The organism is Bradyrhizobium sp. IC3195 (genome assembly GCF_020193585.1).
GTDB classification, from domain to species: domain Bacteria; phylum Pseudomonadota; class Alphaproteobacteria; order Rhizobiales; family Xanthobacteraceae; genus Bradyrhizobium; species Bradyrhizobium yuanmingense.
In genome coordinates, this window is record NZ_JADYVG010000003.1 from 193,469 (window position 1) to 218,928 (window position 25,460).

Sequence of the window (25,460 nt, forward strand, 5' to 3'; positions counted from 1 at the left end):
GAATGTCCTTTGCCGATCTGCCCTGCGTACGTAAGGTACACCGACAGAAAACACCAACCCAGAAGAAGTGTCCATGCCTGCTTTCCCCGCCGCCACCACTGTGCTCGACTCCCTGCTGTTTCGCGACGCCTTCGGTACGCCTGAGATGCGCGAGGTGTTCTCGGACGTCGCGACGGTCGCACGCTATGCCGAGGTCGAGGTGGCGCTGGCGAAGGCGGAGGCGAAGTGCGGTGTGATCCCACACGAGGCGGCCGCAGCGATCGCGGCGCGGACCGACATCGGCGCGCTCGACTTCGATCTGCTCAGGCAGGAGACCGATGTCGTCGGCTACCCGATCCTGCCTTTGGTGCATCAAATGGTGAAGCAATGCGGCGAGGCGGGCCGCTACGTGCATTGGGGCGCCACCACGCAGGACATTATGGACACCGCCGTGGTGCTGCAACTGCGCGCCGCGCTCGAGATCGTCGAACGTGACATCGCCGAGCTGCGCAAGATCCTCGCCGATCTGTCGAAGCGCCATCGCGACACGGCGATGGCGGGCCGCACCCATCTGCAACAGGCGCTGCCGGTGACCTTCGGCTACAAGAGCGCGATCTGGCTCGCGATGTTCGACCGCCACGCCGAGCGGCTGGCGCAGCTGAAGCCGCGCGTGCTGGTCGGTCAGTTCGCCGGCGCGGCCGGTACGCTGGCGTCGCTCGGCGACAGGGGGTTCGAGGTGCAGGAGGCGCTCTGCAACGAGCTGAAGCTCGGCGTTCCCGCCTCGACCTGGCACGTAGCGCGCGACGGCTTCGCCGAAGCCGTGAACTTCCTTGCTCTCGTCACCGGCTCTCTCGGCAAGATCGCGCTCGACATCATGATCATGGCCTCGACCGAATTCGCCGAGGTCTACGAGCCCTTCGTCAAGGGGCGCGGCGCCTCCTCGACCATGCCGCAGAAGCGCAACCCGATCTCCTCGGAATTGATGCTTGCGGCCTCCAAGGCGGTGCGCCAGCACGCCGGCCTGATGCTCGACGCCATGGTGCAGGATTTCGAGCGTGCCACCGGCCCCTGGCACGCGGAATGGATGGCGATTCCCGAAAGCTTCGTGCTGGCCGCCGGCGCGCTGCACCAGGCGAAGTTCGCGCTCGCGGGCCTCATCGTAGACGAGGCGAAGATGAACGACAATCTCGCCATCAGCCGCGGCCTGATTGTGGCCGAAGCGGTCATGATGGGCCTCGCCCCGCAGATCGGCCGGCAGGAGGCGCACGACGTCGTCTATGACGCCTGCCGTCAGGCCAACGAGAAGGGAATGACCCTTGCTGACGCGCTATCCGCAGATTCACGGATATCGAGCCACATCGATCGTGCCACAATCGAGGCGCTCACTTCACCGAAAAATTACCTCGGCCTTGCGCCCGCCATGGTCGACCGGGTGCTGGCATCGGCAACGCGTTGAAAACCAAAATGCGTGAAACTGCGTATCTTTCCAAGGGCGCAAGACGCTCGCATACTTGTGCCCCGCGATGCTAGACTTAAATTGAGTGAGCGACTTTCGGCAGAGGGCCCGGCATGACTGATCAACGCAATCCTTCCACTCCCATCGATCCGGCGAAGCTCGACCGACTGGCCGAGGTGGCGGTGAAAGTGGGCCTGGGCTTGCGGCCGGGACAGGATCTGCTTCTGACGGCGCCCGCGATGGCGCTGCCGCTGGTGCGGCGGATCGCCGTGCACGCCTACAAGGCCGGCGCCGGCCTCGTGACGCCGATCCTGTCGGACGAGGAGATGACGCTGGCGCGCTACCGCCACGGCCACGACAACAGTTTCGATCGTGCCGCCGGCTGGCTCTACGAGGGCATGGCCAAGGCGTTCTCCGACAACACTGCACGGCTCGCCATCGTCGGCGACAACCCGATGTTGCTGTCGGGCGAGGATCCTTCCAAGGTGGCGCGCGCCAGCAAGGCCAATTCGATGGCCTATCAGCCCGCGCTGGAGAAGATCGTCAATTTCGACACCAACTGGAATATCATCGCCTATCCGAGCGCGTCCTGGGCGAAGCTGGTGTTCCCGAACGATCCCGAGGACGTTGCGGTCGGCAAGCTCGCAGACGCGATTTTCGCCGCGTCCCGTGTCGATCGCGAGGACGCGATCAGCAATTGGGCGAGCCACAATGCGGTGCTGCGCGAGCGCACCAACTGGCTCAACGGCCAGCGTTTCCGCGCGCTTCAGTACTCGGGTCCCGGCACCGATCTCACCATCGGCCTTGCCGACGGCCACGAATGGGAAGGCGGCGCCTCGCTGTCCAAGAACGGCATCAGCTGCAACGCCAATATCCCGACCGAAGAGGTCTTCACCACGCCGCATTGCCGCCGCGTCTACGGCCACGTCGTGAGCTCGAAGCCGCTGTCCTATCAGGGCACGCTGATCGACAACATCGCGGTGCGGTTCGAGGACGGCAAGATCGTCGACGCCAAGGCCTCGCGCGGCGCCGAGGTGCTGAACAAGGTGCTCGATACCGACGAGGGCGCGCGGCGCCTCGGCGAGGTGGCCTTGGTGCCGCATTCCTCGCCGATCTCGCAGAGCGGGCTGTTGTTCTACAACACGCTGTTCGACGAGAACGCGGCCTCGCACATCGCGCTCGGCCAGTGCTATTCGAAATGCTTCGTCAACGGTGCCCAGCTCACGCCGCAGCAGATCGCGGCGCAAGGCGGCAACCAGAGCCTGATCCATATTGATTGGATGATCGGCTCGGCCGAGACCGACATCGACGGCATCTTGGCCGACGGCAGCAAGGTGCCCGTCTTCCGCAAGGGCGAATGGGCGAAGTCGTAATCTAGATTTTGGTCCAAATAGGCAGCCCAGGACGTGCTCAACCTCTCCCCGCTGGGGAGAGGTGAACGTCCTCGCGTCAGTCTTCCCCCTCACGCCGCCGCGTTGCGCAGGGTCGGGCTGTTGTCGATGCTGAAGCGGTTGAACAGCGTCGTGAACGGGCTGCCGTCGGTGGCCCGCACGATCGCGTCGGACGCCGCCACCGCCTCGTAGAGCGCGCCAACCGGATCGTCCGCGTCCGCCAGCGCGAGCGCGCCGCGGATCTGTTCGCGGGCCTCGCTGACGTCATCCTCGTCTTGGAGCCTTGCCTCCAGCGCATCCGCCGCGCGGCGCATCTCTGCAAGGTCGCCGCCCCCGGAGAATTTGAGGATGTCGCGCCAGTAGGGACGGGCAACGACAAGCTGGATCAATGCATCGAAACTTTCCGCGATGATGCCTGCGCGGCCCTCTGACGAGACATAGAGCACATTCTGCGACGGCAGCAGCACGAACGCGCTGCCGGAGCTGTCACTGCCGATGTGCCGCGGGCTTTCGACGCCGTCGATGGTGAACCAGGGCTCCTCGTCCGGTGCGAAGGAGACGTCGAGACTGCGGAGCCTGGCGACGACCTCGCTGTTGGCTGTCAGCATCTCCGGCGTGAGGGGCATCGGTGCGGCTCCTTCCCAAGACTTCGCGCACTTTGTCGCACCCCGGACAAGCTAGGTTCATATGTGCGAATTCGCAGAGGAAATCGTGACGTTAACCGTATCGCACCCGCAACTCGGGGCTGATTGTCGAGTGCCATGTAAGAAAGAATTAAAAGCAGCCTACTAGCGTCCCAACTTCTTTCGAAGCAATCCGGGCCGAGACCCGGCCATTCATATTTAAATCTTCTGGGGAAGCAGATGTCGCGCACATTGATTGAAATCGGTAGTTGCAATGTGGACCTCGAGCTGCGGCCGATCGAGCCGTCCTGGATCATCGAGGGCAATCCGGTATCCCGCTCCCGGGTGCTGTCGACCAGCGCCGATGGCACCGCGCAGACAATCATCTGGCACTGCACCGAAGGCCGCTTCAACTGGTACTACGACATCGACGAGACGATCATGATCATGGAAGGATCGATCGTGCTCGAGAGCGACGGCATGCCGCCCAAGCGCTACGGCCCCGGCGACGTCATTTTCTTCCGCGACGGCGCGCATGCCAAATGGCATGTCGAAGGCCACGTCAAGAAGATCGCCTTCTGCCGCAAGACCAATCCGGTGATGATCGGTTTCCTGATCCGCGTCATCAACAAGCTAAAGAAGATCTTCACCTCCACCGCCGCGCCGCGTCCCGCCTCGCTGATGGGCACTGGCTAAGCGGACACCCAAAGGTTTCAAGGACGCTTCCCAGCGGCCACGACGAAGAGGGGTCGGGATCCATGTCCCGGCCCCTCTTTTCGTCATTACGGCAGCTCGAGCCGGTAGACGTCGATCGCGGTCTGCGAGAACAACGCCGTCTTGTCGGCCTCGCTCAGCTTTGAGGCGATACGCTTGAAGGCGTTGAAGATCACCTGGTAGCTGCACTGGCCCTTGTCCGGGGGGAAATTGCTTTCGAACATCGCGCGCTTCGGGCCGAACGCCTCGATGCAGGTCTCGACATAGGGCCGCCAGGCCGCGGCAAGCTCCTCGGATGTCGGCGGCCTCTCGCGCAAATGGAAGTCGTAGCCAAGCAGGCACATCGCGAGACCACCGAGCTTCACCACCACATTTTCGCATGTCGCGATCTCCCGGATCGAGGCGCGCCATTGCGCAAACACCTCCTCGCGCCGGCCCGCGAAGCGGCCGGTTCCGACCGGGCCGCCGCAATGGTCGAGCACAATCCTGGTGTCGGGGAAGGCGCGCGCCAGCGCCGTGAGCTCGCCGATCTGCGGATGGAACAGCCAGGCATCGAAGCTGAGCTTGAGGGGGGCGAGGCAGGCAAAGCCTTTGCGGAAGGTCGGGTCCTGCAACAATCTCTTCGGCCTGTTCGCATACATGCCGGCGACGACAGGATCTTCATCCCAGGCCGAGGAATGCCTGATGCCGCGAAAGCGGCCGTTGCCTGCGGCGATCTCGGCTTCCAGCACGCCCTTTGCAGCGTCGCCGAGCAGCAGATTGGCATGGCTGACGATGCCGGCGCAGATCGCGGCCTTGCCGTAGCCACCGCTCGCACTCATGGCGGCGACGCCGTTGGCAAACTCGACCTCGCCAACGGGCCGGAACGCCTCGGGCCCATGCGCGCGGTACATCGAACGGCAGTCGACATAAACGGTGGCGATGACGTTGTGACCGGAGGCGATGTCGGCGGCCATCTCCTCGATCAGATAGCGGTGCCCGCGATTCCACAGATGATGATGGGGATCGACGATCGGCCGCAAGGGATCGATGATCTCCTCCCGATGCAGCGCGAGCCAGTCCTCACGCGGATCGACGAACAGCCCGCTCGTGTTGGCGGGTACACCGCTTGCTGCCATCGGCCTTCGCTCCCTGATGTTTTGTGTCGGGAGCCTAGCACCTCATTTCCGCATGTAGCAGCGCGCCTTGCGCAACCGCACCCATCATCACGAGCAATGCGATATGCTCGTCAGCCCGTCCGCCGTCTTGCTCTTACTTCGACCATCAGCCGCCAGTCCACTGTCGTGGCCGGCTTGACCTCCCCACGCCAACGGAAGGAGTCCCCGGTAATCTCAGTAAAGCTCCAGCGCGTCAGCTCGCCGGATTCGGTCGTGCCTTCCTGCACGATGTCCTCGCCGCGGGGACGGCCGATCTGCTGCCGGAACACGCGGCGGCCCGGATCGAACCAGGAAATCCGCCACGCATCCATGGCCGGATCGTAGACGCGCAGCGTGGTGCCGTACCAGTTGCCGGCGATCGGAAAGGCTGCGCTGCCCGCCGGCCGGGGAATGATCCAGACGTCCTGCACCGCACGGCCTTCCAGCACCCAGCCGAAATGGATTTCGCCCGGCGCGGTGTGGCTTCTGCCGTCCGGTCCAAAGGCGGTGATCTCGGTGTCCCAGTCGCCGACGAAACGGCCGTAGAGCCGGAGCGCGGCCGCGTGCTCGGGATGCGGTGCGCTGGCGTGAAGAAGTCTCGCAAAGTCGTTCATGTTGCTCTCCTGCTGCGGAGGATTCAGCACGGATGAGCCGCGGGCGACTTGGAGAAAATTGCCGTCGGTCGTCAGGTCTTGCGCAGCGACAGATGTCTCATGGGACGATCGGCCTCCGCCTGCGTCGACCGATTGCTCGAGCTCTCAGCACGCCAGATGGCGACAACGGCGACAATGACGAGACTCGCGCCCACGAGCATCATGCGAGAGAACGGCTCTCCGAGCACGAAGGTGCCGAGCAGCACCGCGATGACCGGATTGACGAATGTGTAGGTCGAGACCAGGGAGGTCGAGACATTCTCGAGCAGCCAATTGTAGGCGGCGAAGCCGATGACGCTGCCGGAGACGATCAGCCAAAGAGCTGCTGCAACGGACGTCATCGAGACCTCGCTCGGTCTAAAACTCTCCAGCTCGCCCGTCAGCCAGCTGATCGCGAACAACACGGCGCCCCCGATCGACAGTTGCATGCCAGACAGCGCGATGGCGGATGCTTGATGCGACATGCTGCGCGACAGCACGGTGCCGATCGACCACGACAGCGCCGCCGCGAGCAGCCAGACGATCGGAAGCATGCTGATGCCGGCCTGCTCGGCATTTTGCCATGCCACGAGCCCGACGCCCACGAAGCCGGGGATGAGCGCGAGCAGCGCGATCGGCCGCGGGCGCTGATCGCCCGGAAAGAGCGTGTCCGCCAGAAGGATCCAGAACGGAATCGTGGCGAGCACGATGGCGGCCACGCCGGACGGAACCGATTGTTGTGCGAAGGCGAGAACGCCGTGACAGCCGACGAAGAAAAGCAGCCCGCAAAGGCCTGCCTGCAACCATGTCCGGCCCGGGGTATTCGCGACATGCCTGCCGCTGAAGGCGAGCAAGATCATGCCGCCGCATAACGATCGAACTGCCATCAGCAGAAACGGCGGTATCGATTGCAAGCCCAGCGTGATGGCGAAATAGGTGGAACCCCACAGGAGATAGATGGCCGCAAACGAGCCGATGACCAGGAACCGTCTGCTCATGATTGCTCCGACTGAGGTGGGTCTTGGAGCAACCAAGTCGTTGACGGGTGATGCGTTCCGGCTCTGAGTCAGACCCCGTCGAGGATGATCACCGTCGGCTTGGTCGGCAGCGTATCCCGCGACATCCGGAAGGAGCGCTCGACGCGCCGGTCGATCTCGAATTGCTGGCCGATCCGGCGCATGAAGTCGTCGAGCGGAGTGGCGAAGCGGTGCATCGGCAGTACCACCGAGGCGCGCAGCCGCTTGGTGATCTCGGAGATGCCGTCGAGCGTCATGGTATAAGTGCCGTCGATCGGCACCATCACGATGTCGAGCCGTCCGATCTGGGCGAAATGGCTGTCGTCGAGCTTGTGATGGAGGTGGCCGAGATGGCCGATGCAGAGGCCGGCCGCCTCGAAGATGAAGATGGAATTGCCGTCGCGGATCATGTTGCTGCCGGCATCGTCGCCGTAATAACGGCGGATGTCGGTCGTGACGTTGCGGATGAAGGTGTCGCTGATGCGCTGCGACACGATCGCCGGCTTGCCGTCCTCGCTCCAGCCATGCAGCACGTGGGGAATGCGCTTGTCCGGAAAGAGAGTGTAATGGGTGCTGTGCGCCCGGTTCATGGTGACGACATCGGGCAGTCGCCCGACCTGGTAGGCGCCGCTATAATCGGTGGCGATGCGCAAGCCGGCGGGCGTGTCGATGAAATAGGTGGAATGGCCGGCATAGGTGATCTCGACCTCGGGCGCAGCTGCAGCCTGCCTGAAGACGACCGGCATGATTCGCGGCGCCGCATTGGCCATCGCCAGGCATTCGCTGCGCAGTGGCTGCTGGGCCAGGGCAGGGGTCAGGAATGCGCCGAACAGCGCGATAGCCGCCAAAACCAGTCGCCGCATGGATCCGTCCCCGATGACTTCGCGGCGAAGTCTAGCGTGCAATTCGGAGCATCGCCAATGGGGTGCGATCAACAGCGCGTCAGTGTCGCACCTATTGCTCGCGCTTCGGGCTGAACTTCCAGGTGACCGCGACGAGGCCTGCGGTGATTAGGCCGCTGATGAGGCCGGCCACGGGAAGGGCGAGCAGCAGTGCGGCGGTGGCGGCCCAGCCGATCGAGGAAAAGGCCTCGGCGAAGGTTGCAAGCCGCGAAGACGTCTGACGGCGCCGGAATTGGCTGCGCCTTGCCTGCACCCGGAACCAGAGCTGGATCGCGGTCGCCGAGGCCGCGCTGATGATGATCGCACCCGCGCTGATTGCGGCCTGGGATGGCGAGGCAAAGGCCAGCGCCGCGAGCAGCGGAGCGAAGATTGCGGCAATCGCGATCAGCACCACCTCGATCTTGGCACGGATGATGCCGGACGGCATCAAGGGCGCGGTCGCGACCAAGTCGGGCGCGTCCTCGCCCGAGATCGTCAGCCAGGCGAGCCCGCCGGCGAGCTGTCCGGCCGCCATCACGATGACGGGTGTGATCAGTGTCAGCGCCGCGGAGCTGTCGGCGAAATTACGCCAGAGCAGCAGCGCCGGCGGCACCAGATAGAGCAGCTGCATCAAGGTCTGCGAGATCAGCCATGGATCGCGCCACAGCAGCATGAATTCCTTGCGACGCAGCGCCTGCTGGCGCGATCCGCCGCGGAACGGGCGCTCCTTGGCACGGACGCGGCCGGACGTGGCGTAGGCCGCCGCATCGATCGCGGTGTCGGCAAAGCGGTGCGAGAAGATCGCCATCACGCCGCCGAGCATGACCAGAGCGAGCGCGAGAAGCAGCGCCAGCGCCTCGCTGTCGCCCATCGCTGCCCGCGCCGGCCACCACCAGATGCTGTCGACGTCGGGGGCGTAGGCGGCAACGCTGCCCGAGGTCAGGATGGTGAAGCGCGACAGCGTGCCGTAGGACATGATCGCGGCGACCTGAAGCGCGATCACGAAACCCGCACCGATGATGGCGGCGAGGATCTGTGCGATCAGGCGCGTCCGCGCCGGGCCGATCAACCGGAACAGGAGAATGGTGACGGCGATCGCGATCGCCGCCGCGGACAGGCCCATCGCAATGACGACGCCGAAGGCCGCCAGCCAGCGCGCGCCGCCGCCGATCACCAGAACGTCGATGAAGGGCGTCGAGAACAGCAGCGCCAGCACGGTGACGGTCAGCGCGATCGCGGCGATGCGGACCGAGAACAGATTGGCCAGCCGCGCCGGCGAGGACATGATCAGGTCGAGATCGGCGCGGGCGTAGAATACCCGCGTCACGGATTCGATCGCCTGCGACAGCATCAAGGTCCAGGCGAGAAAGATCGTCGCCGAAATCACGATCAGAGAGGATTTGTCGAGCGGCAACTGCAGGTCGGCGAAACGGCCGATCACCGCCCAGGCCGGCAGGTGGAGCAGCGCGGCGAAGCACATGAGGCCGATCATTGCCGCGCGCGCCCGTTTGCGCCGCCCGCCCGTCATCATGGCGAGCCATTCGCGCCAGGCGAGCCGCAGCTCGTGGCGGGCAAACCAGGACAGCGCGGTGGCCGAGCTCATGCCGCTTCCTGAAGCGTCACCAGCGCGATGAAGAGATCTTCCAGGCTGGTGTCGGCATGGCCGTTCTGGTGGCGCAGCTCGGTGAGCGTGCCTTCCGCGACCAGGCGGCCGGAGGCGATCACGCCGATGCGGTCGGCCATGCGCTCGGCGACTTCGAGGATATGCGTGGTCATGATGACGGTGCAGCCGGCGCGGACACGCGCGCTGAGCAGGCCCTTCACATGGCGGGCGGAAACCGCATCGAGCCCCGTCAAGGGTTCATCGAGAATGATGAGGCGGGGATCGTGCACCAGCGCCCCTGCGAGAGCGACCTTCTGGCGCATGCCCTTGGAAAAGCCCTCGCAGCGCTCGTGGCGGTGCGCCTCGAGGCCGAGCGAATCGAGCAGTTCCTCGGCGGCCGGTTGCGAGATCGACGGCGCGATGCCCCAGAGGCCGGCGACGAATTCGAGATATTCGAGCGGGGTGAGCTTGTCGTAGATCATGGGCTCGTCGGAGACCCAGGCCATCACCTGCTTGGCGGCGACGGGGTCCTGGAGCGCATCGATGCCGAAGATCGAGACGGCGCCGGCATCGGGCCTGAGCAGGCCCGCAACCATGCGTAAAGTGGTGGTCTTGCCGGCGCCATTGGGGCCGACCAGCACGTAGAATTCGCCGGCGTGAATGGTGAGATCGAGGCTGTCGACCGCCAGACGGTCAAAACGCTTCGTTAACCCTCGGACTTCCAGGGCCGAGTTGTCCGGCTTCATGACGGCCACACCATCCGGTTTGCATCGCCCGCGACCATGACCCGAAGATGTTTCGGCACCGTGAATCGCACTGCCGCAAATTCCGCCAACCGGATTGGACTAAAGGCAAGGCATCCCGACAAGTCACCGTTTGTTGACAGCGCGCGGGCGTTCAGGCTGAATTGATTCCGGACAAATGGCGCTAACGCGGCGAAACGACTGCGTAGCGACTGGACACAAGATGCGGCAAGGCGGCCTCGAAGAACGCCGGTTGCATCGGGGAGGACGCGCGTCAATGCTGGATTTCGTTCAGCAGCTGGTCAGCGGTGTTGCGCTCGGCTGCGTCTACGGCCTGATCGCGCTCGGCTTCGTGCTCGTCTACAAGGCCACCGAAGTCGTCAATTTTGCCCAGGGCGATCTGATGATGCTGGGCGGTTTCTTCGCCTTCACCTTCATCGGCATGATGGGCCTGAACTACTGGATCGGCTTCGCCGGTGCGGTCGCCGCCATGGCGCTGTTCGGCATGCTGGCCGAGCGCGTGGTTGTGCGGCCGATTCTCGGCTATCCGCAGTTCTCCATCATCATGGTCACGATCGGTCTCGGCTATTTTCTGCGTTCGGTCGCGGGGATGATCTGGGGCACCGACGACCTGAAGATCGAGACGCCGTTCAGCCAGGGCGTGCTGCGCATGGGCTCGCTGGTGCTCGCCTACGACAAGCTCTCGGTGATCGCAGCGACGATGATCCTGTGCACCCTGCTGTGGCTGTTCTTCAACAAGACTACGCTCGGCACCGCGATGCGCGCCAGCTCCGAGAACATGCTGGCAGCCTATTACATGGGCATTCCGGTCAAGCGTGTGGTGTCGGTGGTCTGGGCGATCAGCGCGGCGGTCGCGACCTGCGCCGGCGTGCTGCTGGCGCCGATCACCTTCATCCACTCCAATGTCGGCCTCGTGCTCGGCCTGAAGGCGTTTCCCGCCGCCGTGCTCGGCGGTTTCGGCTCGATCCCGGGCGCGGTGGTCGGCGGCGTCCTGATCGGCGTGATCGAGAGCATGGCCGGCTTTTACCTGCCCGAGGGCTGGAAGGACGCCGCGCCTTACATCGTGCTGCTCACCGTGCTGCTGCTGAAGCCCGAGGGCCTGTTCGGCCTCCACGTCCGCAAGAAGGTCTGAACGCCATGCGCTTCCTGTTCAAGACCGACTACGAGGACGACATCAAGCTGTTCCCGCATTCGGGCTACGTCGTCACCTACGGCGTCCTGCTTGCGCTGCTGCTGATCGCGCCCCACGTGCTCTCCAGCTATCTGATGAGCCAGCTCGTCTTCGTCTGCATCTATGCGATCGTCGGCGTGGCGCTGCTGATTCTGACCGGCTTCACCGGCCAGGCCTCGCTTGGGCACGCGGCGTTCCTCGCGATCGGCGCCTACACGGCGGCGTACTTGCAGAAATACAACGTGCCGTTCCCCGTCTACTTCCTCGCCGCCGGGCTGTTGACCGGCATCATCGGCGCGATGGTCGGCTTTCCGGCGCTGCGCCTCACCGGCATCTATCTCGTCATCGCCACCATCTCGTTTGCCCTGATCGTGGAGGAGATCCTGGCGCGGTGGGAAAGCGTTACCCACGGTAACGAGGGCATGCGGGTCAAGACGCTGTCGCTGCTCGGCGTCGCCGTGCCGCGCGACAGCCCGACCTTCTATTATCTCTGCCTCGCCGTGCTGGTGCTGACCATCGTCGGCACGCTCAATCTGCTGCGTTCACCGACGGGCCGCGCCTTCGTCGCGATCCGCGATTCCGAGACGGCGGCGCGCAGCATGGGCGTCAATGTCGCGCTCTACAAGGTGAAGTCGTTCGCGATCTCGGCCGCGATCACCGGCTTTGCCGGCGTCCTGTTCGCGCACAAGCTCTCCTTCATCTCGCCGGAGATGTTCACGCTTCAGCTCTCGATCGAGTTCATCATCGTCATCCTGATCGGCGGCACCTTCAGCCTGCACGGCGCCGTGCTCGGCGCGATCTTCATCGTGATGATCGACCCGTTCCTCACCTATCTCAAGGACGACATGCCCGGCATCATCGCCGGCATTGCCGCGACATTCGGCGCCGGCACGGCGACTGCGGGCAATATCCAGGCGAAAGTCGCGGCCTTCGCCTCGCTCAACGGCCTGAAGGGCGCGATCTACGGCATCATCATCGTGCTGTTCGTGCTGTTCGAGCCGCTCGGGCTCTACGGCCGCTGGCTCAAGATCAAGCTCTTCTTCCAGCTGTTCCCGCTCTACAAGCGCGCCACCTTCAAGCGGCAGAAGATCTACGTGAAGTCGGAGCGCAATCGATGAGCTATTTCCGCGCCGAGAACCTGTCGCTGCATTTCGGCGGCCTCAAGGCGGTCGATGCGGTCTCGTTCGCGGTGGAGAAGGGCGAGATCCTCTCGATCATCGGGCCGAACGGAGCCGGCAAGAGCTCGATCTTCAACCTGATCTCGCGGATCTACCGGCCGACCTCGGGCCGTATCTTCTTCGAGGACCAGGACATCACCGAGCAACCACCCTACGACATCGCCAAGCTCGGCATCGCCCGTACCTTCCAGAACATCGAGCTATTCGAGAACGCGACCGTGCTGTCGAACCTTCTGGTCGGCCGCCACCGCCATTCGACCACGCAGCTGTGGCAGGAGCTCTTGTTCCTGCCGAGCGTGCGGGCCAACGAAAAGGTTCACCGCCGCCGGGTCGAGCAGGTCATCGAATTCCTCGACCTCGAACCCTATCGCGACAAGCTGATCTCGGGCCTGCCTTACGGCGTGCGCAAGGTGATCGAGCTGGCGCGCGCGCTATGCTCGGAGCCGAAGCTGATCCTGCTGGACGAGCCGTCCTCGGGTCTCAACGTGGAGGAGACCGGCGATATGTCGTTCTGGATTCGGGACATGAGAACCGAGCTCGGCATCACGGTGCTGATGGTCGAGCACGACATGTCGCTGGTCAACCGGGTCTCCGATCGCGTCATCGCACTGAACTACGGAAGGGTGCTGGCGATGGGCTCGCCCGCTGAAGTGCAGCAGCACCCCGACGTCGTTGCCGCGTATCTGGGAGCCTGATCGATGGATGCCGCTGCGCCCCAGGATATCATCCTCAAGCTCTCCAACATCGAGAGCTATTACGGGCCGATCATGGCGATCCGCGGCATCTCGCTGGAGGTGCCGCGCGGGCGCATCGTCACGCTGCTCGGGGCCAACGGGGCCGGCAAGACCACGGTGCTGAAGACCATCTCCGGCATCCTCGATCCGCAGAAGGGCGCGATCGAGTTCATGGGCAAGCCGATCCAGCGCATGGAGGCCGACCGCATCGTGCGGCTCGGCCTCAGCCACGTGCCCGAGGGGCGCGAGGTGTTCCCGTTCCTCTCGGTGCGCGAGAACCTGATGATGGGTGCCTATCCGCGCAAGGACCGGGACGGCGTCGCGGAAGACATGGATCGCGTCTACGGCTATTTCCCGCGCCTGAAGGAGCGCATTAACCAGCCGGCGGGCCAGCTCTCCGGCGGCGAGCAGCAGATGCTCGCGATCGGGCGCGCGCTGATGAACCGGCCGACGCTGCTCTTGCTCGACGAGCCATCGCTCGGCCTGTCGCCGCTCCTGGTGAAGGAGATATTCACCATCATCCGCCGGGTCAACGAGGAGCAGGGCATGTCGATCTTGCTGGTCGAGCAGAATGCCAAGGTGGCGCTGGAAACCGCCCATTACGGCTATGTGCTGGAGATCGGCCGTATCGTGATGAACGATACCTGCGACCGCTTGATGCATTCCCAGGACATCCAGGAATTCTACCTTGGCGCCAAGGAAGCCGGCGCGCGCGGCGAGCGGCGCTGGAAAAAGAAGAAGACGTGGCGGTGAGGACGAGCTGGCAGTAAGATGAGCTTGCCCAACGTTGAGCAAAGACCGGCCGGCAAGGCAGGCAGCGGAGGGAAGGCGACAAGGAGGAGAGGTGCATGGCCCGACCGGCGGTGCTGACGGTCGCTGATACGATCGCGAAGAGCTTCTTGCGCGCCGCCGAGACGCGGGGCGACAGGCCGGCGATCCGCGAGAAGAAGTTCGGCATCTGGCAGCCGACGAGCTGGCGAGAATGGCTGGAGATCTCCAAAGAGATCGCCTACGCGCTCCGCGCCGTCGGCTTCATGCCCGGCGAGGTCGCCTCCATCATCGCCAATGCTGTGCCCGAATGGGTTTATGCCGACATGGGCATATTGTGCGCCGGCGGCGTCTCTAGCGGAATCTATCCGACCGATTCTTCGTCCCAGGTCGAGTATCTCGTCAACGACTCCGCCACGAAGGTGATCTTCGCCGAGGACGAGGAGCAGCTCGACAAGATTCTCACCTGCCGCGCGCGATGCCCCAGCTTGCAGAAGATCATCGTGTTCGACATGGAAGGCCTCAGCGGCTTCTCGGATGACATGGTGATGTCGCTGGACGAGTTTCGCGCGCTCGGCCGCAACCACATGGTCGGCCGCGAAGCGCTGTGGCAGGAGATGATCGACAGCCGCAGTGCCGGCGATCTCGCGGTCCTCGTCTATACGTCCGGCACGACCGGCCCGCCGAAAGGCGCGATGCACGCCAATCGCAGCGTCACCCACCAGATGCGGCACGCCAACGACTTCATACCTGCGCGAGAGGACGAGAACCGGCTGGTCTTCCTGCCGCTCTGCCACGTCGCAGAGCGTATCGGCGGCTATTACATCTCGGTCGCGCTCGGCTCGGTGATGAATTTTGCCGAGAGCCCGGAAACCGTGCCTGACAATCTGCGCGAGGTGCAGCCGACCGCCTTTCTGGCCGTGCCGCGCGTCTGGGAGAAGTTCTATTCCGCCATCACCATCGCGCTGAAGGATGCAACGCCGCTGCAGCAATGGGTCTATCGCCGCGCCATCGGCATCGGCTACCGCATGGTCGATTGCCGGCTCGAGGGCAGGGCGCCGCCGCTATCGCTGCGCATCGCCAACCGCATCGCCTACCTGGTCGCGTTCCGCAACATCCGCCGCATGATCGGACTCGACCGCTGCCGCATCGCGTTCACCGGCGCAGCCCCGATCGCACCGGAGCTGATCCGCTGGTATCTGGCGCTCGGCATCGACATGCACGAGGTCTACGGTCAGACCGAGAATTGCGGGGTCGCAACCATGATGCCCGCGGACAAGATCAAGCTCGGCTCGGTCGGCACCGCGGTGCCCTGGGGCGAGGTCGCGCTGTCGCCCGCCGGCGAGATCCTGATCAAGGGCGACTTCCTGTTCATGGGCTATCTGAACCAGCCGGAGAAGACCGCAGAGACGATCGATTCCCGCGGCTGGCTGCACACCGGTGACGTCGGCACCATCGACAATGAGGGCTTCGTGCGCATCACCGACCGGATGAAGGACATCATCATCACCTCGGGCGGCAAGAACATCACGCCGTCCGAGATCGAGAACCAGCTCAAGTTCTCGCCCTACATCTCCGACGCGGTCGTGATCGGCGACAAGCGGCCCTATCTCACCTGCCTCGTGATGATCGACCAGGAGAATGTTGAGAAGTTCGCCCAGGATCACGACATCCCCTTCACCAATTATGCCAGCCTGTGCCGGGCGAGGGAGATCCAGGACCTGATCGGGCGCGAGATCGAGCATGTCAACGGCAATTTTGCCCGCGTCGAGACCATCAAGAGGTTCTACCTGATCGAGCGCCAGCTCACGCCCGAGGACGAGGAGCTGACGCCGACCATGAAGCTGAAGCGCGGCTTCGTGAACAAGCGCTACGCCGCCGAGATCGAGGCGATGTATCGCGAGCGTGCGGTGGCGTGACGAGCCGGTCCATTTCGAGAAAGCGAAGGAGCTGTGGCCCCGCCCTTCGTGCAATACGGGCCTTTAGGAGAGGAGACGTCAATGTCGAAATCGTTCAGCGCATTCGGCCTTGCTGTGGGTGCCGTGGTGCTCACCTGTCTGCCGGCCGCAGCGCAAACCAAGGTCACGAACGAGGGCATCTCGGCAACCGAGATCGTCATCGGCACTCACCAGGACCTGTCAGGCCCGATCAAGGGGTGGGGCGTTCCGGTCGCGAACGGCATGAAGATGGCGGCCGAGGAGATCAATGCGGCCGGCGGAATTCACGGCCGCAAGATCCGGCTGGTCGTCGAGGACAGCGGCTACGATCCGAAGAAGGCCGTGCTGGCGTCGCAAAAGCTGATCGAGCGCGACAAGATCTTCGCGATGGTGGGGCCGATGGGATCACCGACGGTGCTCGCCGCGCAAGACATCCTGTTCGATGCCGGTGTCCTGCAGCTGTTCCCGCTGACGGCGGCCGAATTCACCTTCAAGTTCGATCCGGCCAAGCCGCAGGAGCGTCTGAAGTTCAACAATTTGCTGCCTTATGTCGAGAGCACGCGGGCTGCGGTGAAATACATGATCGAGTGGAAGGGCTTCAAGAAGCCCTGCATCATGCATCAGGACGACGAGTACGGTAAGAACGTGCTCGATGGCTTCAATCAGCAGCTCACTGCCATGAAGGCGCAGCCGGCCTCGATCACGAGCTACAAGCGCGGCGCCTCCGATTTCAGCGCGCAGATCGCCAAGATGAAGTCAGATGGCTGCGACCTCGTCGTGCTCGGCACCGTGCTGCGCGAGACCATCGGGGCGATGACCGAAGCCAAGAAGCTCGGCTGGGACGTCACCTTCCTCGGGGCCACCCCCACGAACGTGATGGAGGTTCCTGCGCTGGGCAAGGACGCCGTCGAGGGTCTCTATGCTGCCAGTGGCTTCGAGATTCCTTATGAGGACACCGCCAAGGGCAAGGTGAAGGATTGGCTCGTCAACTACAAGAAGATGTTCAACGCCGACGCCAACACGCAAGCCATCATCGGCTACAATGCCATGATGACTTTTGCGTTCTATGCCAACAAGGCCGGCAAGGATCTCACCGGGCAGAAGATGCTCGATGCGCTCGAGTCGGGCGAGAAATTCCTCGACATCTTCAACTCGCCCCCCACCAAGTTCTCCAAGACCGACCACCTCGCCAACACCATCACCCAGGTGCAGCAGGTCAAGGGCGGCCGCTGGGTCCTGGTGAAGGACAATCTGATGTTCTGATGCGGGCTCTCTTGCGTCGAGCTCAGTGCACCCTCTCCCCTTGTGGGAGAGGGTGGATCGCCGCGAAGCGGCGAGCCGGGTGAGGGGTCTCTATCCTTCACGCACGTCTTGCGTGCGGAGAGAACCCCTCATCCGGCGCGCTTGCGCGCGCCACTTTCTCCCACAAGGGGAGAAGGAAGAGAGAACCCTACGATCCTCCGCCCGCGGTGCCCGAATTCACCGGGGCGAGCTCGTCTTCCCGGCAGCGCCAGCCGTCGGCGGCTTTAACGAAGGCGAAGGTTCGCTGGACCCTCAGCCGGCGCGTGACGTTGAAGACGTCTGCTGGGCGCGTCTTGTTGCCGGCTCCCTGCTGCGGCCGACCCGTCGTGGCGTCCCAGCAGGTGCCGGTGCAGATGGAGGCGATCCTGCTGCACACGGTGAAGGGAGCGAGCACGGCCATCTCGATTTCGCCCGTGACCTGTGCCTCCTGGTCGGTCACCTGGCTGTCGAGCGCATAGACGCGGTTGATGCGCAGGAAGTTGCCGCAGGAATTGGCCGCATGAATCCGCGCGGCGCAGAAATCGACGGCGTCGGCGTCGGGAATGCGGGCCGCGACCTGCCGGCCGAACACTTTTTTGGGATCGCCCTTCGCGGCGCGGATTTCATCTGTCTTGCGCTTCAAATGGTCGGCGAGACAGTCCTCCGCGGATTCCAGCTCCTGCAGCGGCACGTTCTCCTTGCCGACCAGATTGCATTTGCGGTCGCGCTCGCGCGTCCACCGTCCATATTCGGCGAAGGCAAAGCGTGCCGCAGTCGGGTCCAATTTGCCGATCAGGCCGAGCACCTGGCCGTTGAGCTCGGTTTCGGCAAGCGTCAGCGAGGGGTCTGCGCAGATCACCGCGCCCGCAGCAGTGTTGGCCGCAAGGCAGTCGAAATCCGGATCGCGAACGATCGCGGCGCGCTCCTCGGTGACCTTGAGCAGGCACGCCTTGACGGTCTCGAATTGGTCGGGGCGGATCGCGGTCTGGCCGACGATGCCGCAGCTGAGGTTGCGTTGGCGGACCCAGATCGCATTCTCCTCGATAGCGGGCAGGCGATCCGGCAGGCGGGCGAGCCGCTCCTCGATCGCGATGCTCAGCTTCTCGGCGGCGGCGGCAAGCGCGGCATCACCGCAGAACAATTGGTTGCCGGGGTCGCGAATCGGCTGGCACTTGTTCCTGGCAAACAGCGGCAGCCTGTCGGCGATCGCGCGGTCGGATTGCGCGGACGCGGGCACCGCCGGCAATGCCAGCAGCGCAAGCACAGACAGCACGATGAATCGCATTCCAAGTCGCCCCCGCACGGAAGGCGCCATGCTAGCGTCTGGTCTTGCGCGGTGAAATGGGTTTGTGGGGACGAGCAGTGGAAGGTCTGTAGCCCGGATGGAGCGCAAGCTTAATCCGGGGCCGGTGCGAGTGGTAAGAGTCCCGGATTTTGCTGCGCTCTATCCAGCTACGAACAATCAACGTGCCTCGGCGGCCGCCATCGAGACCTGCACCGGCTCGTCGACATATTTCAGCACGGCCGACTGGTGGAGCACGAACAGTGGCTGATAGCTCCGCGTCGCGTCATCCTTGACCATCGCCATGCGGCGATTGTCCAGCATCAGCCATTGCCCGTCGAGCTTTGCCGCGGCAATTGCGTGCGCCTCGCCGGCCCTGACGTCTCGCACCACAACGATGCGGAGGTCCTCAGAGGCAATTCCCGCCAGCCGCAACGCGGCCAGCTTGGCGATGGCATAGTCCTCGCAATCGCCGGTCCCGCGCGCGAAGGTCGAAAGCGGCGAGCTCCAGACGTCGTCGGTGCCATCATTGGCGGCATGGATGGCGAGATTGATGGCGCGGTTGACCTCGCCGAGCCGCGCGCGACCGTCGCGGGCGCGGGCGTGGTCGACTATGGCGAGCAGCTCGAGCGCTGCCGGTGAAGCGCAATTGTCCCGGTCGCCGTCGCACAGCGCGAGCTGCACCATGTCGTCGTCGAGCTTGTCCTTCAGCACGGACCATCTCTGCTGCAGGCTACCGGACGAGATGGCGAAGGCGAACACGCCGAACGGTTCGGCGGATTTGCGCACTAGGACGCCGGCTCCGGGCGACAGCAGCGTGCCGGCGCGAAGCTCGGCGGCCGATCCGAGCAGGATCAAGCCGCACATGACAAGGATTGCGCGCCAGGCGCGCGAGCGAGCAGCGGTCTCCATCTGACATCCCCTTCCCAGGCTTCACGAGATCCCCCTCGATCTCGACGTGCCGGGCTTTGTTGCTTTCGCGGAGATAGTGCGAGACGGGCCGTTTTGTTCTGCTTAACGCGCCCGGCAGGGGTTCCAAAACCGGGTGACAGGCTGAAATGGGCCTACCGAAATTGCGTAAAATTCTACGATTCGCCGGCTAGGAGGTGTCGCGTTGCCGCGAAATGGAGCCAATTGCAGACCCAGGTTGTGGCAGTGCCGAATCTGGGTCCTATGGCTAACAACCCCCATTTCATGGGGTTCTGTTAGATAGGTCACAGATTTAACTCCGTATTTGCCGCAGGATGCTGCGGGAGCTCGCGACGGAAAGATGATGAAAGTATCTGCTTCGTAACTATACAGCAGGTTACTTTGGATGACTGGAAATGCGTGGAAACAGGCTGAATTCGACATACGAATATTTGAGGAATTACTTTCACTCCTCTGTCGCGGCGCCACGCCGTGGGGCCTCCCGGGGCCAAGTGATGCGAAATCACACAAGCAATAGATGGTATCGCTAAGGACTTGCTAATGCTATGCAAGCTTAGGCGGTCGATACTTACTTAGATTTTAACCCTTTTTACGGTGCCCGGTTGAATTACGCTGGCCAATTTGACGGCGCGATTTCTTTGGACGGCCAGGGTTCCCGCTCGCCCGTCGGGGCAAATATCGATTCTTTTACCGCGAAGGCGAACGGTCACGCGCCCGACGGCGCGTTCGTCGTTCCCGACCCCAATCTGATCTTCAACGGCGAGTTCAAGCGTGCCGGGCTCGACCTTGTGCTGTCCCACGACGGCCATGAGTTCGTCGTTCACGATTATTTCAGGGGCGACAAGCGCGCCGCGCTCGCTTCGCCCGACGGCGCCCACCTCAGCGGCGACGTCGTCAACGCCCTCACCGGCCATGTCCAGGTTGCCCAGGCCGCGCCCAGTGCCGGTGCGGGCCAGGTCATCGGTCACGTCACCAAGCTCGTGGGAAGCGCGACCGCGATCCGCAACGGCGTCTCGGTCATCCTGAACAATGGCGACAACGTCGAGAAGGGCGACGTGGTCTCGACCGGCGCCGACTCGACGCTCGGCATCACCTTCATTGACGGCACCGTGTTCGGCCTGTCCTCCAACGCGCGGATGGTGCTGAACGAGATGGTCTACGACCCCAACGGGTCGAACAATTCCTCGCTGCTCAGCCTCGTCGCGGGCACCATCACCTTCGTCGCCGGCGAAACCGCCAAGCGCGGCGACATGAAGGTCGACACGCCGGTCGCCACCATGGGCATCCGCGGCACGGCGGTGCTGACCCAGATCAACTTCGTCGTTCCCGCCGGCGGCGGCGATCCGCAGCCGCAGGCGAGCTTCCAGGTGCTGGTCGAGCCGAACGGCACGACCGGCTCCTACATCCTGTTCGACAAGGTCACGCTGCTGCCGATCGCGACGGTCAACCAGGCCGGCCAGATGATCCAGATCAGCGGCGGCAACGTCTCGATCACCAATGCACTGATGTCGCCGGAGGTGCAGAAGCTGATCACGGACGTGTTCACGCTGAAGTTTACCGACAACAACACCAACACCAAGCTGACCACGAACTACACCGATACGATCACGCCGTTCGGCTATGAGGTGTTACTCAAATCGTCGTCCGGCCCTAGCGCCACCGCAACATTCGTCAATCTCAATCCGCAGGGATCGGAGACGCCCACCACCTCCACGCCGCTCATCGTACGCATTCCCGGCCAGCCGATCGCGCAGAGCTTCGACGCGAGCGGCAACGTGAAGACGGCGTTCGCGTTGACGGAGCGTGCGGACACGACCGGCGACACGCGCGCCGACACGATTTCCGGCGTGATCAGGTTCGTCGATCAGAACCTCGGCGACCGGCCGACGGTGAGCATCAGCCTCGCCGAGGCGCCGAACTACGTCTACAAAACTGCGGGCCAGAACGACGTCACCGGCTCCCTCTCGGAGCTCCAGAAGCAGGGCATCGCGGCGACGCAGATCCAGATCAGCGTCGTCCCCGACCCCGCCAACAACAACAACGGCTCGGCGGTCTGGACCTACACGATCCCCGACCACGTTTTCGACTTCCTCGCGGCCGGCGAAACCCTGACGCTGACCTACATGGTCCGCGTCGACACCAATTTCACGGTGAACCCCGAGTCCAGGTTCATCCCGATCACCATCACGATCACGGGAACGAACGACAAGCCTACCGTTGCGACGTCAGGCGGCACCGTCGTCGAACAGGTCGGGACCGGCAACGAGGCGCTGGACATCATCACGGGCACGGTCACCTTCACCGACGTCGATCTGACGGACCGGCCGATCGTGAGCGCGGCGCTCTCGTCCGTCGAGCCGTTCAAATATCTCGATGCCGAAGGCAACGATATCACTGCGTCCCTGACGCCGGAGCAACTCGCGGCGATCGCTGCCGTCAAAGTGCCGCTGACCGTGGTTCAGGGTGCCGGAAACAGCAACAACGGCACGGCCACCTGGACCTACAGCGTTCCCGATCAGCTCTTCGACTTCCTGGCCGAGGACGAGAAGCTGATCCTCAACTACGTGGTGCAGGTCGATGACGGGCACGGCGGCGTCGTCAGCACGCCGATCACCGTGTCCATCGACGGTGCGGACGTCAATGTCGAGGGCACCAACGACGTGCCGACGATCGTCGAGGACTCGACGACGCCCACCGGAGAAGTGACAGAGGATACGGCGGCAACCCTGACGGCGAACGGCAGCGTCGCCTTCAACGACCCCGATCTCACGGATACGCACACTGCCAGTTACGTCCTGAAGTCGACGACGTCGAACGCGCATCTGCCCGGCTTCGGCAGCGGCACCTCGCATATCGGGACCTTCGCGCTGACCGCGGTGAGCGAGAGTCCGGGTGTCAGCACGCGCGGATCAGTGGGTTGGACCTTCACGCTCAACGACAACGATCCGGTGCTGCAGTCGCTGGCCGAAGGCCAGACCATCACCCAAGTCTACACCGTGACCGTCGACGACCATCACGGTGGCACCGTCACCCGGGACGTCACGGTCACCATCACCGGCACCAATGACACGCCGACCATCACGAGTGATGCAGACGCTGCAAAGGGCAGCGTCACCGAGGATGCCTGCGCGACGCTGTCGATCGAGGGCACGCTTGCGATTCAGGATCTCGATCTGATCGACACCCACACCGCGCAGGCCGCATTCAAGTCGGCGACGTCGAACGCGCATCTGCCGGGCTTCGATGGTAATGCGCCGCTCGGCACCTTCACGATCGATTGCGAGGTCGCGGAGTTCAACACCGATACCGACAACAGCGCGACGCTGGGCTGGCACTTCAGCCTCGACAACGACAATGCGGTGCTGCAATCGCTGGCGCATGGCCAGACCATCACCCAGGTCTACACCGTCACCTTTACTGACGATCACGGTGCGCAGGTCTCCCAGGACGTCACTGTCACGATCAACGGCGCCAACGACGCGCCGACGATCACGAGCGATCCCGAGGCGGCAACGGGTGCGGTTACCGAGGATGACGGCGCCTCGCTGACGACCAGCGGTACGCTGGCGATCCAGGACGTTGACCTGATCGACACCCATACGGCGCAGGTGCAGTTCAAGTCATCGTCCGTCAGTTCGGCTCTGCCGGGATTCGAGGACGACAGCACGAACATCGGCACCTTCTCCATCGGCGCGGTGTCCGAATCCAACGCCGACACCAGCACCGGCGCGACGCTCGACTGGCACTTCACGCTCGACAACAACGATCCCGTGCTGCAGTCGCTGGCGGAAGGGCAGACCATAACTCAGGTCTACACCGTCACCTTCAAGGACAATCACAACGCGACTGTCACGCAAGACGTCACCGTCACCATCACCGGCACCAACGATGCGCCGACCGTCTCCTATGTGACGTCCGACTACATGAACTTCGACGGTGCGACCATCGCGGTCGGCGACGTACCGACCGTCGCCACCGACGACGTGACGCTGGACGGCTGGGTGAACTGGAACGGAGACGCTGCCTCCGCCAGCCAGGTCTTGTTCTACAATGGCAATACCTCGACCACCGGTTTCGGCCTCATGGGCACTGTCATCAGCGGCAAGCTGGAGATCGCGATTCTCGAGGGCGGCGTCGAGATCCAGGATACCGGCTTCGCGCTTACTGCGGGGCAATGGCATAACCTCGCCTTGACGCGTGACGACGGCATCTTCACGCTTTATGTCGATGGCAACGCCGTCTATTCCCACAGTGGCGGCGTCAACGCGATCGCTGGCGCTCAGGAGCCGTCCTACATGATGATCGGAGCGGCGAGCGGCAGGTACGCTCCGGGCTTCGGTACGCAAGGCTTCACCGGCTCGATCGCCGATGTCAGCGTCTGGACCACCGCACTCACGCAGGCGCAAATCCAGTCGTACGACTTCACCGCGCTCACCGGCAACGAGGCCAATCTGGCCGCCTATTATACGCTTGGCGACGGCAGCGGGAGCACGGCCTCCAACACGGTCAACCCAACCAAGAGCCTCGCCATTGAAGGTGATGCGGATTGGGCCAGCGGGACCTCCGGGCCGGGCGGCGCATTTGCCGATCTGACGGAGACCAATGGCGGCCAGCTCTCGCATGGCGTGCTGGCGGTCTCCGACGTCGACGCGACCGATCACGTCACGGTATCGGTCGATGCGGTGCAGGTTAAGCTCGACAACGTGTTGCAAACGGGCAGCGTCGGCGGGCTGTCGCATGCCGATCTCCTGAACTATCTGACCGTGCCGTCCGGCGACATTCTCAACGGCACGGCGACCCACGCCCAGTTTACCTGGCAATTCAACTCGGCCGGCCAGGCCTTCGACTTCCTCGCCGCCGGTCAGACGCTATCGCTGCAATACACCATCGTTCCGTCGGATGCTCAGGGCTTTGGAACTAGCGCGGTCGTGACCATCAACATCACCGGCACGAACGACGCACCGACGCTGTCCGATCTCCACATCGGCCCGCTCACGGACACCGCTGACGACGACAGCTTCTCCAATCTCACCGGGCAACTGGCGGGGACCGACGCCGACAGCGGTGAGACGGCGACGCTGACCTATGCCGTCCTCAATTCAGATCACCAGGCGGCCACGACGGTCGCGGGACTCTACGGCTCGCTGACGGTCAATTCCAACGGCAGCTACAGCTACGTTCCCAACGCAGCGGCTATCAACGCCCTTTCGGATGGGGCCTATACCGATATATTCACCGTCCAGACTAAAGATGCGCATGGTGCGACCGGCACGGCAATGCTCACGGTGGACGTGACCGGCGCGGACGACGAGAACGTCGCACCGGTGATCGACGTCAACCGGATCAGCGTATCGCAGGAAGGCGTCCTGGTCTTCGTTCAGGGCATCACGGTCACCGACGCCGACGCTGCTCTCGATGAAACCTTTGCACTCACCGCGGTGGCGGACTCGGGCACTTATGTGGAGCCTGCACCGATGTCCGATACCTTGGACAGCGTCAATTCAGCACTCCAGGGGCTGGCATACACCGAGCCCGGCCAAAGCACGGCTGCCACGGACAAAGTGGCTATTGCCGTCACCGACGGTCATGGCGCGACCGATACGGTCAACCTGATCTTCAATTTGAGCGAACAAGGTCCGGTGACGCTCGCCAGCACGACCGGCAAGGACGTGCTGTTCGGGACCGGTTATCAGGACCAGTTCAAGTTCGCGGCCAATTCGAACCAGGACACGATCCTAAACTTCACCTCGGGTACGGACAAGATCGACCTGACGGCCTTGGGGACGATCAGCGACATCGAGGCGTGGATGGATCAACATGTGTCCGCGTCGGGGACGGCGGACACCCTGATCACGATCGACGCGGCAAACACGGTTCTCCTGAAGTGCGTCAGCAGTCTTCAGGCGAGCGACATACTCCATGCCTGATCGCGGCGAGATCGGCCGCGGGCGTCTGCTCATCCGATCCGTGCTGCCGTTTGCCAC

The 25,460-nt window shown here is 63.6% G+C and carries 19 protein-coding genes; 10 read left to right on the forward strand and 9 right to left on the reverse strand.

Annotated features, from left to right (window positions below):
• Positions 1-73 precede the first annotated feature (73 nt).
• Positions 74-1,435 carry a 3-carboxy-cis,cis-muconate cycloisomerase gene (gene pcaB, locus I6F09_RS08240; protein WP_225146321.1) on the forward strand — a complete coding sequence of 454 codons (1,362 nt, stop codon included), beginning with the start codon at positions 74-76 and terminating at the stop codon, positions 1,433-1,435.
• Positions 1,436-1,548: 113 nt separating this feature from the next.
• Positions 1,549-2,808, forward strand: coding sequence for an aminopeptidase (locus I6F09_RS08245; protein ID WP_225187851.1), 1,260 nt, complete (start codon positions 1,549-1,551; stop codon positions 2,806-2,808).
• Between the two features lie 89 nt (positions 2,809-2,897).
• On the opposite strand, the gene I6F09_RS08250 is transcribed toward I6F09_RS08245, so the two are convergent.
• Positions 2,898-3,452: a hypothetical protein gene (locus I6F09_RS08250; RefSeq protein WP_035997579.1), complete on the reverse strand. Its 555-nt coding sequence runs from the start codon at positions 3,450-3,452 to the stop codon at positions 2,898-2,900.
• Positions 3,453-3,689: 237 nt separating this feature from the next.
• On the opposite strand from I6F09_RS08250, the gene I6F09_RS08255 reads away from it, so the two are divergent.
• Positions 3,690-4,145, forward strand: a complete 456-nt coding sequence (locus I6F09_RS08255; RefSeq protein ID WP_225187852.1) for a cupin domain-containing protein — start codon at positions 3,690-3,692, stop codon at positions 4,143-4,145.
• An 86-nt stretch (positions 4,146-4,231) separates the two neighbouring features.
• Here I6F09_RS08255 and I6F09_RS08260 read toward each other — a convergent pair whose 3' ends face one another.
• The 6 genes from I6F09_RS08260 to I6F09_RS08285 form a co-directional block, all read right to left on the reverse strand.
• On the reverse strand, positions 4,232-5,281 hold the full coding sequence (locus I6F09_RS08260; protein WP_225187853.1) for an amidohydrolase family protein: 1,050 nt from the start codon (positions 5,279-5,281) through the stop codon (positions 4,232-4,234).
• Positions 5,282-5,391: 110 nt separating this feature from the next.
• Complete coding sequence (locus I6F09_RS08265; RefSeq protein WP_225187854.1) at positions 5,392-5,913, reverse strand: hypothetical protein; 522 nt, start codon at positions 5,911-5,913, stop codon at positions 5,392-5,394.
• A 71-nt stretch (positions 5,914-5,984) separates the two neighbouring features.
• Entirely contained in the window at positions 5,985-6,929 is a 945-nt protein-coding gene (locus I6F09_RS08270; RefSeq protein WP_225187855.1) for an EamA family transporter, read from the reverse strand.
• 68 nt (positions 6,930-6,997) lie between these two features.
• Entirely contained in the window at positions 6,998-7,810 is an 813-nt protein-coding gene (locus tag I6F09_RS08275; RefSeq protein ID WP_225187856.1) for an MBL fold metallo-hydrolase, read from the reverse strand.
• 91 nt (positions 7,811-7,901) lie between these two features.
• A complete protein-coding gene (locus I6F09_RS08280) occupies positions 7,902-9,431 on the reverse strand; it encodes a permease (protein WP_225126513.1) in 1,530 nt (509 codons plus the stop codon).
• Positions 9,428-10,177 carry an ABC transporter ATP-binding protein gene (locus tag I6F09_RS08285; protein ID WP_225187857.1) on the reverse strand — a complete coding sequence of 250 codons (750 nt, stop codon included), beginning with the start codon at positions 10,175-10,177 and terminating at the stop codon, positions 9,428-9,430. The genes I6F09_RS08280 and I6F09_RS08285 overlap by 4 nt, the downstream gene beginning before the upstream one ends.
• Positions 10,178-10,451: 274 nt before the next feature.
• On the opposite strand from I6F09_RS08285, the gene I6F09_RS08290 reads away from it, so the two are divergent.
• From I6F09_RS08290 to I6F09_RS08315, 6 genes are all read left to right on the forward strand, one after another.
• Positions 10,452-11,327, forward strand: a complete 876-nt coding sequence (locus I6F09_RS08290) for a branched-chain amino acid ABC transporter permease (protein ID WP_035997599.1) — start codon at positions 10,452-10,454, stop codon at positions 11,325-11,327.
• 5 nt (positions 11,328-11,332) lie between these two features.
• Positions 11,333-12,484 (forward strand): branched-chain amino acid ABC transporter permease, encoded by a 1,152-nt coding sequence (locus tag I6F09_RS08295; RefSeq protein WP_225152904.1) that lies wholly within the window; start codon positions 11,333-11,335, stop codon positions 12,482-12,484.
• Positions 12,481-13,239, forward strand: a complete 759-nt coding sequence (locus tag I6F09_RS08300) for an ABC transporter ATP-binding protein (RefSeq protein ID WP_035997604.1) — start codon at positions 12,481-12,483, stop codon at positions 13,237-13,239. The genes I6F09_RS08295 and I6F09_RS08300 overlap by 4 nt, the downstream gene beginning before the upstream one ends.
• Positions 13,240-13,242: 3 nt before the next feature.
• A complete protein-coding gene (locus I6F09_RS08305) occupies positions 13,243-14,031 on the forward strand; it encodes an ABC transporter ATP-binding protein (protein WP_057028237.1) in 789 nt (262 codons plus the stop codon).
• A 95-nt stretch (positions 14,032-14,126) separates the two neighbouring features.
• Positions 14,127-15,965, forward strand: coding sequence for an AMP-dependent synthetase/ligase (locus I6F09_RS08310; protein WP_225187858.1), 1,839 nt, complete (start codon positions 14,127-14,129; stop codon positions 15,963-15,965).
• 81 nt (positions 15,966-16,046) lie between these two features.
• Positions 16,047-17,246 (forward strand): ABC transporter substrate-binding protein, encoded by a 1,200-nt coding sequence (locus tag I6F09_RS08315; protein WP_035997612.1) that lies wholly within the window; start codon positions 16,047-16,049, stop codon positions 17,244-17,246.
• Between the two features lie 187 nt (positions 17,247-17,433).
• Here the strand turns inward: I6F09_RS08315 and I6F09_RS08320 are convergent, their stop codons facing one another.
• Together I6F09_RS08320 and I6F09_RS08325 are read right to left on the reverse strand one after the other, a co-directional pair.
• Complete coding sequence (locus I6F09_RS08320; protein ID WP_225111610.1) at positions 17,434-18,549, reverse strand: lysozyme inhibitor LprI family protein; 1,116 nt, start codon at positions 18,547-18,549, stop codon at positions 17,434-17,436.
• Positions 18,550-18,726: 177 nt separating this feature from the next.
• Complete coding sequence (locus I6F09_RS08325) at positions 18,727-19,458, reverse strand: transglutaminase-like cysteine peptidase (protein ID WP_036021290.1); 732 nt, start codon at positions 19,456-19,458, stop codon at positions 18,727-18,729.
• Positions 19,459-20,114: 656 nt separating this feature from the next.
• On the opposite strand from I6F09_RS08325, the gene I6F09_RS08330 reads away from it, so the two are divergent.
• Complete coding sequence (locus tag I6F09_RS08330; protein WP_225187859.1) at positions 20,115-25,403, forward strand: VCBS domain-containing protein; 5,289 nt, start codon at positions 20,115-20,117, stop codon at positions 25,401-25,403.
• Positions 25,404-25,460 lie beyond the last annotated feature (57 nt).